13 protein-coding genes and 1 pseudogene are annotated in these 11446 nt (G+C 70.1%); 9 read left to right on the forward strand and 5 right to left on the reverse strand.

Features of this window, described 5'->3' with window-relative positions; all coding sequences use genetic code 11:
* Window positions 1-50: 50 nt before the first annotated feature.
* On the forward strand, window positions 51-1316 hold the full coding sequence (locus ACFYY1_RS24700; RefSeq protein ID WP_388589214.1) for an MFS transporter: 1266 nt from the start codon (window positions 51-53) through the stop codon (window positions 1314-1316).
* Window positions 1317-1353: 37 nt separating this feature from the next.
* Here the strand turns inward: ACFYY1_RS24700 and ACFYY1_RS24705 are convergent.
* Both ACFYY1_RS24705 and ACFYY1_RS24710 read right to left on the reverse strand, forming a co-directional pair.
* Window positions 1354-1572, reverse strand: a pseudogene (locus ACFYY1_RS24705) (transposase); the annotation flags it as partial.
* A gap of 78 nt (window positions 1573-1650) precedes the next feature.
* A complete protein-coding gene (locus ACFYY1_RS24710) occupies window positions 1651-2073 on the reverse strand; it encodes a DUF6223 family protein (protein ID WP_388589216.1) in 423 nt (140 codons plus the stop codon).
* Between the two features lie 194 nt (window positions 2074-2267).
* Here ACFYY1_RS24710 and ACFYY1_RS24715 point away from each other — a divergent pair, with 194 nt between their 5' ends.
* The 3 genes from ACFYY1_RS24715 to ACFYY1_RS24725 are packed head-to-tail and all read left to right on the forward strand — an operon-like array spanning window position 2268 to window position 4218.
* A complete protein-coding gene (locus ACFYY1_RS24715; protein WP_388589219.1) occupies window positions 2268-3395 on the forward strand; it encodes a sensor histidine kinase in 1128 nt (375 codons plus the stop codon).
* Window positions 3392-4060 (forward strand): response regulator, encoded by a 669-nt coding sequence (locus ACFYY1_RS24720; protein ID WP_388589221.1) that lies wholly within the window; start codon window positions 3392-3394, stop codon window positions 4058-4060. Before ACFYY1_RS24715 ends, ACFYY1_RS24720 begins: the two co-directional genes overlap by 4 nt.
* An 8-nt stretch (window positions 4061-4068) precedes the next feature.
* Window positions 4069-4218: a DUF6328 family protein gene (locus ACFYY1_RS24725; protein WP_388589224.1), complete on the forward strand. Its 150-nt coding sequence runs from the start codon at window positions 4069-4071 to the stop codon at window positions 4216-4218.
* 24 nt (window positions 4219-4242) lie between these two features.
* Here the strand turns inward: ACFYY1_RS24725 and ACFYY1_RS24730 are convergent, their stop codons facing one another.
* Window positions 4243-4695: a hypothetical protein gene (locus tag ACFYY1_RS24730; protein ID WP_388589225.1), complete on the reverse strand. Its 453-nt coding sequence runs from the start codon at window positions 4693-4695 to the stop codon at window positions 4243-4245.
* 173 nt (window positions 4696-4868) lie between these two features.
* Window positions 4869-5516, reverse strand: a complete 648-nt coding sequence (locus ACFYY1_RS24735; RefSeq protein ID WP_388589227.1) for a TetR/AcrR family transcriptional regulator — start codon at window positions 5514-5516, stop codon at window positions 4869-4871.
* A gap of 134 nt (window positions 5517-5650) precedes the next feature.
* On the opposite strand from ACFYY1_RS24735, the gene ACFYY1_RS24740 reads away from it, so the two are divergent.
* The 3 genes from ACFYY1_RS24740 to ACFYY1_RS24750 all read left to right on the forward strand — a co-directional run bounded on the left by ACFYY1_RS24740 (window position 5651) and on the right by ACFYY1_RS24750 (window position 8134).
* Complete coding sequence (locus tag ACFYY1_RS24740) at window positions 5651-6613, forward strand: alpha/beta hydrolase (RefSeq protein WP_388589230.1); 963 nt, start codon at window positions 5651-5653, stop codon at window positions 6611-6613.
* A 47-nt stretch (window positions 6614-6660) separates the two neighbouring features.
* Complete coding sequence (locus ACFYY1_RS24745) at window positions 6661-7473, forward strand: aminoglycoside N(3)-acetyltransferase (RefSeq protein ID WP_388589233.1); 813 nt, start codon at window positions 6661-6663, stop codon at window positions 7471-7473.
* Window positions 7474-7684: 211 nt separating this feature from the next.
* The gene (locus tag ACFYY1_RS24750; RefSeq protein WP_388589235.1) at window positions 7685-8134 is read left to right on the forward strand and encodes a hypothetical protein; all 450 of its coding nucleotides are present in this window, start codon (window positions 7685-7687) and stop codon (window positions 8132-8134) included.
* 541 nt (window positions 8135-8675) lie between these two features.
* Here the strand turns inward: ACFYY1_RS24750 and ACFYY1_RS24755 are convergent.
* Window positions 8676-9356 carry a response regulator gene (locus tag ACFYY1_RS24755; RefSeq protein ID WP_388589237.1) on the reverse strand — a complete coding sequence of 227 codons (681 nt, stop codon included), beginning with the start codon at window positions 9354-9356 and terminating at the stop codon, window positions 8676-8678.
* A gap of 265 nt (window positions 9357-9621) precedes the next feature.
* On the opposite strand from ACFYY1_RS24755, the gene ACFYY1_RS24760 reads away from it, so the two are divergent.
* Together ACFYY1_RS24760 and ACFYY1_RS24765 are read left to right on the forward strand one after the other, a co-directional pair.
* Window positions 9622-10593: an ABC transporter ATP-binding protein gene (locus ACFYY1_RS24760; protein WP_388589239.1), complete on the forward strand. Its 972-nt coding sequence runs from the start codon at window positions 9622-9624 to the stop codon at window positions 10591-10593.
* Window positions 10590-11408, forward strand: coding sequence for an ABC transporter permease (locus ACFYY1_RS24765; RefSeq protein ID WP_388589240.1), 819 nt, complete (start codon window positions 10590-10592; stop codon window positions 11406-11408). The genes ACFYY1_RS24760 and ACFYY1_RS24765 overlap by 4 nt, the downstream gene beginning before the upstream one ends.
* Window positions 11409-11446 lie beyond the last annotated feature (38 nt).

Consider the following 11446-nt stretch of genomic DNA (forward strand, 5'->3'; position numbering starts at 1 on the left):
GGGGCCCGGATTTGACCCTCACGCAGACGTGAGGGTTTTAGCCTCCGGGCATGATCTCCGAAACCCACTCTCCGCATTCCGCGAATCCCCCGTCCACCAGCGCGAGTTGGCCCCTGAGTGGGCTCCTGGTGCTGGCCGGATCCGCGTTCGTCACCATCCTCACCGAGGCTCTTCCGGCCGGATTGCTGCCCGCGATGAGCGCCGACCTCGGCGTGGGCGAGGCACGTGCGGGGCTGCTGATCACCCTCTACGCACTGGCCGCGGCCCTCACCGCGATCCCGATGACCGCCTGGACCCTGATCCTGCCCCGCCGCACCCTGCTGCTGGCACTGCTCCTCGGCTTCGCCGCCACCAACGTGGTGACGGCGATGTCCACCGGCTTCGCCCTGACGCTTGCCGCGCGGGTCGTCTCCGGGGTGTTCGCCGGCCTGCTGTGGGCCATGGTCCCGGCCTACGCCGCGCGGCTGGCCCCTCAGCACAGCGGCAAGGCGATCGCCACCGCGCTGGCCGGCATGACCGTCGGGCTGTCGCTCGGCATTCCGGCAGGCACCGCGCTCGGCGGACTCATCGGCTGGCGCGCCACCTTCGGGCTGCTCACCGTGCTGGCCGTGGCCCTGGCCGCCGCCGCACTGTGGCATCTTCCGCAGCTGCCCGGCGAGACGGCGAACCGCGGCTCCGGGCTGATGCGCACAATCCGTACGCCCGGAATCCCTGCCATCAACATCGCGTCGCTCCTGATGGTCCTCGGGTTCTACGTGCTCTACACCTACATCGCTCCCTTCGTTGAACAAGCAGGGCCGGCTGTCGGCACCGGCACCGTATTGTTCCTGTTCGGGCTGGGCTCCATGGGGGGTGTCTGGCTCGCCGGAGTCACCGCCGACCGCCGGCTGCGCGCCGCCACGGTCGTCCTGCTGGCCTTGGCCGCTGCGTGCCTTGCAGTATTCGGCGCGGTCGGGCACAGCACCGTGGCCATGGTGCTCGGTGCGGTCTTCTGGGGCGTAACGCATGGCGGCATTCCGACCCTGACGCAGACCGCGGGGGTGAAGGCGGCCCCGTTCGATGCCGACACGGCCAACTCCCTCTGGGTCACCGGCTGGAACATCGGCATGGCCGGCGGCTCGCTGCTCGGCGGCGCCGTCCTGGACGGCGCCGGGACACGGGCCCTGCCGTGGACGGCCTCCGCCCTGCTGGCTGCCTCCGTGCTGACTGCCCTGCTCGCCCGGCACGACGGCTTCCCCTCCCCCGGCCGCATTCACGCCCGTGACCGCGATCGCGCCCAGCAGGGCTCTGCCATCGCTGCCACGCCCGAGAGGTGAGGCGGGGCCCGCACTGACCGGGCGAGCGGCGATTCTGCTGGAGTCTTCGCAGGCAGATCATGCTGCAGGCCAGTTCGAGAAGACTCTGATGGAGGTCGGCGCGTCGCTCGTAGCGGATACGCAACCGTTTGAACTGGTGCAGCCAGGCGAAGGCGCGCTCGACCACCCAACGCACCATGCCCGACCGAGAACCGTGGGCGACGCCGCGTCGGGCGATCATCGGCTTGATCCCGCGCTTCCACAGCAGGCGGCGGTATCGGCGCCAGCCGGCTCGGCCGCGGGCCCGCGCGAAGGCAGGCCCACAGCCGGACCCTCCCAGGAATTCGCGTTTCGGTCAGCCAGTTCGGCGGGAGCGGGCGAACCAACCGAGTGTGACGGCGACCAGGCCCACCAGCATGGCGACGTAGGCGCCGCCCAGCCCGTTGCCGGTGCCCAGACCACCGTCGGCGGTGGCCGCGACCGCCCCGCCGACGGCCACCGCAATCAGGCCCGCCACGAGAGCCGTGACGGCCCCTTTCCCCCGGACCCAGGTGCCGATGTGGCCCTGACCGGTGGGGCGGGTCATGGCCAGGCCGCCGTTGACCGCTCCGAGAAGGCCGACCAGCGCGGCCAAGGAAGATCCGATACGGCCGACGCTCAGGGTGTAGACACTTGCGGCGACCGGCTGGACGGAAGGGTCCGCGGCCGCCGGTTCGGCGAGCACGAAACCGCCGATCAGGCCGGCTCCGGCCACGGCAAGCACAGTGCGCACTGACATGAGGTGCTCCTTCTCCTACGGGAACTGGATCACCCGAGCATGTCCGCCTGGTCCGCCTCCGGTCGTCCGGCGGACGTGGGCACTTCCCGCTGCTGCGCACGTCGCAGGCTCCACCCACGTACCGCCAACGTGGTAGCCGATCACTCGTCTGCAAGCAGGACTCGCCCGAGGCAGCATCCGGCTAGGGTGCGCGCATGAACACAGGATGGTCCGGTGTCCCGGCCGGTGTGAGGGACTGGATGATCGCCTTCGGCGTGGCGGTGACGCTGCTGGTCACCGGCCTGTCCGAGCGGAACTCCGGTACCGTCCTCGCTCCGCTCGGCTGCACGCTGCTGGCCGCCGGCGGCCTGGCCCTCGTCCGGCGCCGCCGTAATCCCCTTCCCGTCCTGGTCGCCACCGGGCTGTGTGCGGTGGGATACCAGGCGGCCGGTTTCGACGTGCCCGCTGTCGCGTTCCTGTTCGCGGTGTACGCGGCCGTACGGGAGGGACACCGTGGCGTCACCGTGGTGACGAGCGTGGCCGTGCTGGCAACGCTCCCCCTCGCTGCCTTGGCCTCGGGCCTGCACGGCACGGGCGAGGCGTTCGCGCAGGCGCGCGGCGCCCTGGAAATCGCCTGGCTGGTCGCGGCGGGGGCCGCGGGTGAGGCATTGCGGCAGGCTGAGCGGCGGGCGGACGAGGCCGAGCGCACCCGGGAGGAGACGGCGCGCCGCCGCGCCGACGAGGAGAGGCTGCACATCGCGCGGGAGTTGCACGATTCACTCACCCATCAGATCTCGATCATCAAGGTGCAGGCCGAAGTCGCCGTCCACGTAGCCCGCAGGCGCGGCGAACAGGTGTCGGATGCTCTGCTGGCGATCCAGGCGGCCGGGCGTGAGGCGACTCGGGAACTACGCGCGACACTGGGGGCGCTACGAGACGACGGGACGACCCCGCCGCGTGGGCTCGACGACATCCCGGAACTGGTGGAACGGGCCCGTTCCATCGGCCTGGACGCAACGCTGACCATCGAAGGACAACGACACGATGTACCGGCTGCGGTGGACAGGACCGTCTACCGGGTCGTTCAGGAGTCACTCACCAACATCGCCCGTCACGCGGACGCCGCTTCGGCGTCGGTCCGGATCGACTGCCGTCCGGACGCGCTCGGGATACGCATCGATGACGACGGCAGGGCTGCGCCGGACGCCGCCCCGACACCGGGCGTCGGGCTGCTGGGCATGCGGGAACGGGTCACCGCCCTCGGCGGGCGGCTGCGCGCGGAACCGCGCGGCGAGGGCGGCTTCAGCGTCCAGGCCGAGCTCCCCGTGGATCGGACGCCGTGATCCGTGTCCTGCTGGTCGACGACCAGCCGCTCATCCGCAGCGGATTCCGCGCACTACTCGACCTCGAGGACGACATCGAGGTGGTGGCCGAGGCCACCGACGGAGTGGAGGGCCTGGCCATGGCCAGGGAACACCTGCCCGACGTCGCTCTCATCGACATCCAGATGCCGGTCGTGGACGGCATCGAGGCGACCCGGCGCATCGCCGCGGACCCGGCCCTGGCCTCGGTGCACGTCGTCATACTGACCAACTACGGTTTGGACGAGTACGTCTTCAATGCGCTGCGCGTCGGCGCTGCCGGATTCCTCGTCAAGGACATCGTGCCGGAGGACTTCCTGCACGCCGTACGCGTTGCCGCACGCGGCGACGCCCTGCTCGCGCCCTCGATCACCCGCAAGCTCATCCATAGATACCTCACCCAGCCGCTCGACGCCGGCGCCGGCGCCGGGACAGGGCTGGACGAGCTGACCAACCGCGAACGCGAGGCCGTCACCCTGGTCGCACAGGGCCTGTCCAACGACCAGATCGCCGACCGCATGGTGATCAGCCCGATGACCGCGAAAACACACATCAACCGGGCCATGACGAAGCTCCACGCCCGTGACCGTGCTCAGCTCGTAGTCCTGGCCTACGAATCCGGCCTGGTGACTCCACGCAACTCCTGACATCCACCGTGGCCTTCACCAGCCGATTCACGCACCTCGATTCCTTCGGGCACACCACGTATGTGGTGACGTCGCTGCTCGCCGTGGTTTCCTCGGCAGTGCTCGCGACTCCAGTCACACTGCACCGGGTACCGCCGGGGAAGCCCGGTCCCAGGTAACAGCGGTCTCGAATTCGATCGCTCTCACCAGGCCGGAGGCCGAGACCCGTCGCCGCCCTCGATCTCCTCCGGCCAGTCGATGGGGCGACCGTCCGTCCTGCTCAGGATCCCGGGATCGGGTGGGAACTCTTCGTCGTACGGTCCGGACCAGTAGGCCCGCCGCGTGCGCGGAAGCGGTATCTCCGCCAGCTTGCCGTCGTGGATCATCCACAGCCCGAAACAGTCGTCCTCCTCGTCATGGATCAGGACCTGCACCGTCTCCGGCCGGGGCCATGGCAAGGACTCCAGGTACTTCAGCAACCCGGATCTACTGCCCATCCGCACGAACTCCGCACCCCAGCCGAACCCCCAGTTTCCGCCGGGACTCATCTCGAAGAACGTCCCGTTCCAGGTGCGCGTGTCGTCGCGCCGCGTCAGTGGCTCCATGACTTCGTCCGCGTCCTGCGCCAGCACGATGACCTCAGCGATTCTGCTCATGCCGGAATACCACCGTGAACCACGGATGCACCGCAACTGAGATCTGCTGCAGGTCGGAAGTCGAAGCAGGGCAGCACCACCCCCACAGTCGCCCACGACCGTCAACACCGGGTAGCAAAGGCGCTATCCGGTCCTACGCCGCATCCGCCGGCTCACCGCGTCCCACCACAAGATCAGTCATCGGACGCGACCCGGAGGGCAGCACGGTCCTTGATCCCGGCGAGCACGGTGTCGAGCATCCGGTCGAACTCTGTCAGGGATCCGAAGTCGGCCATGAGCGGGCTGAGCGCGGCCATCGCCGGGTACGCGGTGGCATCGAACGCGGGCACAGCGATGGGGTCGTCGCTGGTACGCGCCAGCAGGTGGCCGTTGAGGAAGCTGAACAGCACCATGGGCGCGTCCGCGACCATCTGGTCGGGCAGGCCGGCCTCACGCATCGCGGTGACCAGTCTCTCCAGGGCGGAGACGGCCACCGGCGAGGTCTGGGCGCGCGTCACCAGCAACGGGAAAACCTGGGGGTGCCGGTAGGCCATCTCGCGGTAGCCGTGCGCCGTCCGGCGGGCGATTTCCTCCCAGTGGTGGGGTGCGTCATCGTCCGCGGCGGCCGCCACCTCGGCGAGCACCGCCTCGGACATCGCGTCCAGCAGTGCCGCCTTGCCCTTGATGTGGTGGTAGATCGACATCGGGTCGACCTCCAGCTCCTGCGCGAGTCGTCGTACCCCGAAGCGCTCCAGGCCGTCGCGGTCGACCAGTGCTACGGCGGCGGCAGCGATGCGCTCGCGGTCGAGTCCTGCTGCAGTGCCCTGAGTGCGTCTGGCCATGTCCACTCCCTCCCTTGCAAACCTACGCCGTAGAAATTACCGTACGGGAAGCAACCCTACGGTGTAGGTTTCAGATCGTCGGTCCATCAATCCGGCGATGGAGGAGATGGGGCGATGGAGGAAAAAGAGGAGATATGGGTGAGGTCACTGACGCGGAGCGGCCGCCGGAGCCGGACTTCTCGGCGATATCGGCCGAGGAACTGCTCGCCTACCGCAACGCGGAGAACCGCTTCCGGGCCTCCAGTGCGATGCGGGCGATCACCGGAGAGCCCGACCCCGGCGCCGCGATCGACTGGCAGCGGATCGCGCTGCCCGGTCGCGACCTACCGGTCCGGGTCTACCGGCCGGCCCCGACGGGAGACGACGACACCGCGGCCCGCACCGACCTGCCGCTCGTGCTCCATGTCCACGGAGGCAGCTTCGTGGGCACGGCCGTGCAGTGCGACTGGACCAACAGCCACCTCGCCGCCCACCTGCCCGCGCTCGTCGTCTCGGTCGAGCACCGCCTCCTCGCCCCGGACAACTCGCTCGCGAACGCCGCCGACGACGCCTGGGAGGTGCTGCAGCACGTGCTGCAGCACGCAGCGCAGTGGGGCGTCGACCCGGCGCGCACGGCCGTCTTCGGCGAGAGCTGCGGCGCCCTGATCAGCGCCCTGACGGCCATCCGGGCCCGGAAGACCGGCCTGGAGCTCAAAGCGCAGGTGCTGGTCAACCCCGCCGTCGACGTGACCGGAACGATGTACGACCACCCGTCGATGGCCGAGTACGCATACAGCCCGACCCGCGCCCTGCCGCAGCTGCGGCTCTTCCAGCGGCTCGCCGTCCCGCCGGGAACCGATGCCACCGCACTTTCGCCCCTGTACGCCGACAACCTGAGCGGACTCGCCCCCGCGCTCGTGGTGGTGCCCACCCGGGACGCGGTCGCCGACCATGGCCGCCGCTACGCCGAGCGGCTCCACGCGGCCGGGACGCCCGTACGGCTTTCCGAATACCCGGGGGCGAAGCACGCCTTCCTCGCCATGCCCGGCGTGGAACCACAGGCCAAGGCCGCCCGTTCGGAGATCCTCGCGTTCCTCCGCACGGCGCCGGCCAGGTGACGGAGGAGCGATGCACCCCACCGCCCTGAAGACGGAGATCCTCAAGCATGCGAATGACCGAGCCGCGAACCGACGGGCTGACCACTACCGACCTGGTGGAGGGGTGGCGCAAGGCCGGGGTCCAGGAAGGCATGTCCGTGATCGTGCACTCGTCCCTGTCCAGCATCGGCCGCGTCGACGGCGGAGCCGCCACCGTGATCGGCAGCCTGCGCACCGTACTCGGCCCGACCGGAACGCTCGTCGCTCCCACCTTCACCTGGCAGGTCACCGATCCCGGCCCCGATCGCATCGGTATACCCGATGCCGCGTTGATCGAACGGCGCGCGGCCGTACCCACCTTTCATCCCGACCTGCCATCCACCGGCATGGGCGCCGTCCCCGAACTCCTGCGTTCCTTGCCCGGGAGCGTGCGCAGCTCGCATCCGCAGGCGTCCGTCGCCGCCATCGGCGCCCGGGCAGCCGACATCGTTCGCCGTCAGACGCTCGGATTCGCGGTCGGCCGCACGTCGCCGTTCGGCCGTCTGAACGACCTCGGGGGCCACATCCTCCTCGTGGGGGTGGGCCACGACCGCAACACCTTCCTGCACTACGCCGAAACACTCACACCCAACCCACGCCTGAAGGTCCGTCGCTTCCCACGGGACCTCGACGGAGAACGGGTCTGGGTCGAGACGCTCGACGTCGGCAACGACAACGGGAGGCACTTCCCCGCCATCGGCCGCGAATTCGAGGAGCGGGCCGGCATCGAGGAGGTGTTGGTCGGCGCCGCCCCATGTCGGCTGATCCCGGTGCAGCCGCTCGTCTCCTTCGCGGTTCGCCGCCTCACCGAACTGCTCGACGCGGACCAACACAACCCATAGCCGAACTCGTCCGACCACAAGTCTTGACGATTGGTCCCTGGCAGGTCCCGCCGCCCGCACCTGCGCGACAACCTGGTTTGCCCTCGACCTGCACCTGACCGCGACCGGCCTCGGCGGCATCGAAGCCGCCGTTCCCGGCACCGGGGCCCAGGAGACCCATCGCAGTGACTACGGAATCGCCCTGATCGACCAGGAAGAGAGAAGCACCCTGATGACGAAGCCAATCCGTGCACGAGGGGCGCTCGGAGCGATGTACGCAGGCTTGACGCTCACCGTCCTCGCGACGATCGCCCCGTACGTCGACCACAGCACCACCCATCTGCTGGCCGACCACATCCGCGCCGGCTATCCCACGTACCCCCGCGCGCGGGTCGACTCGGCCACCACCACCTACCTGGTCGTGTTGTCCGTCATCGGAGCGCTCGGCGCCCTTGCCTGGCTCGCAACGGCCTGGGCTGTCAGGGCAGGCAAGCCATGGGCCCGTCCCGCTGCGACCGTGGTGTTCGTGCTCGGCATCAGCGTCGGACTCACCGGGCTGCTCGCCAAGGACACCTCCGGCGCCACCGGTCTGCCTTCGGCGCTGGGCTGGGTTGGGATGATTCCCTGCCTGGCAGGCGTAGTCGCGGTGGCACTGCTGTGGAGAAGGCCGCGACCGATGTGAGAAGCCGCTGTCCCACCGGATATGACCCTTGAGTTTCCGCTCCAGGCATGGGTTCGCCATTTCTGCGGGATGACCGGAACGCGGAATTCGTTCTCGGAGACGGAGAGTTGAACGGTGACGTCGGTGAGGGGACTGGTGGAGGAGGAGCGGGAGACGACTGCTCGGGTACGGGCGGAGGAAGTGCGCGCGGATGCCGAGCGAGCGCTGGTTGACTTGCTGACGTGGAGCGGGTGTTGGAGACCGGGGGGTGCCTGCGGGGAACTCTCCGCGACGCCGGCCGCGCCCAGTGCGGCGGTGGACCTGCGGATGGATGCTCCGTGGCAGGCTGCGGCCGGAAGACGTCCTGGCGGTACGGGACGCGACCGCGCACCGATGGCCCCCGCGGCCCTCCCCCATGCCTCGGGAGCGGTCGAGGGAATGTCGTGACGTGCTGATCACAGGGGCCGTTTCCGCGTCGCTGTCCCCCGCGCCGACCTCAGCTCGACCTGCCTCGTCGTCAGTCGGGTCGGACAGATCGGCAGTGGGGAACGCTGACACCGGGTCAGGCGCGGCGTGACGGCGCCAGGCCTGCCTCGTACGCGACGATGGCCGCCTCCACTCGGTTGCGCGCGCCCAGCTTCGAGAGCACCGCGCTGACGTGGGCCTTCACCGTGCCTTCGACCAGGTGCAGACTGCTCGCGATCTCTGCGTTGGACTGCCCGGCCCCGAGTCCGGCCAGTACCTGGCGCTCCCGTTCCGTGAGCCGCTCCAGCGAGCGGTGGGGGTGTGCCGCCCTGTGGGCACGCATCCCGGTGATGACGCGGCCGGCCACTCTGGGGGACAGATAGGCGCCACCGGCGCCCACCGCCCGTACGCCGTTGAGGAGTTCCCTCGGGTCGTCGGCCTTCAGCAGGAAGCCGTCGGCGCCTTCCTCCAGGGCGCGGGTGATGTACTCGTCCTGGCCGAAGGTGGTCAGCATGATCACCCCCACCGTGGCCAGTTCCCGGTGAAGCCGCGCGACCGCCGTCAGCCCGTCCATGCCGGGCATCTGGATGTCCAACAGGACCACGTCCGGCCGGTGCAGGCGAGTGAGCGCGAGGGCCTCGTGCCCGTTGCTCGCCTCGGCGACCACTTCGACGTGCGGGTCCCTGGCCAGGACGGCCAGCACCCCGGCTCGGACCATCGTCTCGTCGTCGGCCACAAGGACCCGGACCGGCCGACTGCCGGATGTCGTCTCTTCCATGCGGCGAGCCTACGGCCGGAGCGCCGCCGTGCGGACGCCGAGTGCAGCAGATCCGCCCGGGGGCGGAGGGCACCCCTGACGAAAGTAAGGATGCGACTGCCGTTCGACCGGTGGGAGCGGGCGCCGCGGGCTCCTAGCGTCGCTTCCGTACGGGAAACGGGGCAGCCGCTCCGGGCCGATCGCCCATCGGTGTGCGCCTGTCACCACCCCGGTCTCCTTGTCGCGAGCCGTATTCCGCGGTCCGTGACCAACACGAAGGAATTCCGTGATCACCCTCCGAGGACTGACCAAACGCTACGGCGACACCCTCGCCGTGGACGAGCTGACATTCGATGTCCGGGCCGGCCGCGTGACCGGCTTCCTCGGCCCCAACGGGGCCGGGAAATCCACCACCATGCGCATGATTCTGGGCCTGGACCATCCCACGCGCGGGCAGGCCCTGATTGCCGGGCGCCCCTACGCGGACCTGCGCAGGCCGCTGTGCGCGGTCGGTGCGATGCTGGATGCCCGAGCCGTCCACCCGGCCCGTTCCGGCCGCACGCATCTGGTCACCCAGGCCCGCGCCAACGGCATCCCGCTGCGCCGCGTGGACGAGGTGCTGGAGCGGGTGGGCCTGGCCAAGGCGGCCCGTCGGCCTGCGGGCACGTACTCGCTCGGTATGAGCGGGCGGCTCGGGGTGGCGGGCGCCCTGCTCGGCGATCCGCCGGTGCTCGTGCTGGACGAGCCGGTCAACGGCCTCGACCCGGACGGCGTGCGGTGGATTCGCGGGCTCGTCCGGGACCAGGCGGCGGAGGGACGCACCGTGTTCCTCTCCAGCCACCTGATGAGCGAGATGCAGCTGACGGCCGACCATCTCGTCGTCATCGGACGCGGGCGGTTGCTGAGCGACACCTCCATGACCGAGTTCCTGGCTGCTGCTTCTCCCGCGTCGGCACGCGCCGTGGTGCCCGACGCCGAGGAGAGAGCGACGCTGGCGCGGCATCTGATGGCGGCTGACGGGGTGACCGTCGAGTCCTCCGGGACCGGCGAACTCACCGTCGAGGGCCGCACCGCCGCCGAGATCGGCGACCTGGCCCATCACTGCCGAGTCCGGTTGCACCAGCTGCGCGACGTCCAGGTCTCGCTGGAGCAGGCGTACATGGACCTGACCGCACGCAGCGTCGAGTACACGACGGGCAGCGGCGCCGCGGACACGACCGCCGCGGTCGCGGCGCCGAACGAAGGGGGACGACCGTGACCATCCCGACGACACCCGCCAGGCGCACGGACCCGCCACCTGCTGTCCCTGACGCTCCTGGCCGGGGCGCACGGGGAGGTTTCGCCGGGGCCGTCGTCGCCGAGTGGACCAAGCTGTGGTCCGTCCGAGGTCCCTATCTGTGTCTTCTGGCGGGCCTTGCGATCACCGGTGTCTTCACCTACTACTATGCTTCGATCGCCCGCATCAACGAGCATCCGGTGCAGCCTGTCGGGAACGCCGCGGCCTCCTCCACCGTCCTCGTCCAGTTCACCGTCGTCGTCCTGGCCACGGTCGCGGTCACCTCCGAGTACGCGACGGGCAGCGTGCGGGCTTCTCTGCTGTCAGTTCCCCGGCGGCACCGGGTCCACGCCGCGAAGGCACTGGTGGCGGCCGCGGTGGCGTTCGTCGCCGGCACCACGTTCGCCGTCGTGGGCACGGCGGTGGCCTGGGTGGGGTTCGACGGACGGGCCTCCTTCGCGGTCGGCCCAAGCCTCCGTCAGATCCTCGCTGTGGGTCTCTACGAGGCGTTGGTCGCGGTGCTGAGCGTCGGGGTGGCGTTCGCCACGCGCCATCCGGCCAGCGCGCTCTCGATCCTCGTCACCCTCCTGTGGGCGCTGCCCAGCGTCCTCCTGGGTCTGGGAGGCCCGGCGCTCGCGGACCTCAACGACCAGCTGCCGCATGGGGCAGGGGACCATTTCATGCACCCCGCCACCGAGGCACCGTACGGGGCGTTGACGGGGGGCCTGATCGTGGCGGCGTGGGCCGGGGCCGCGCACCTGATCGGCCTGTACGTGCTGCGCCGACGGGACGCCTGACCGCCTGACTGCGACGCCGGGGGCAGTCCCGAGCCCTT

It is taken from the genome of Streptomyces sp. NPDC001890 (assembly GCF_042891445.1).
In the GTDB taxonomy this organism is placed as follows: Bacteria; Actinomycetota; Actinomycetes; order Streptomycetales; family Streptomycetaceae; genus Streptomyces.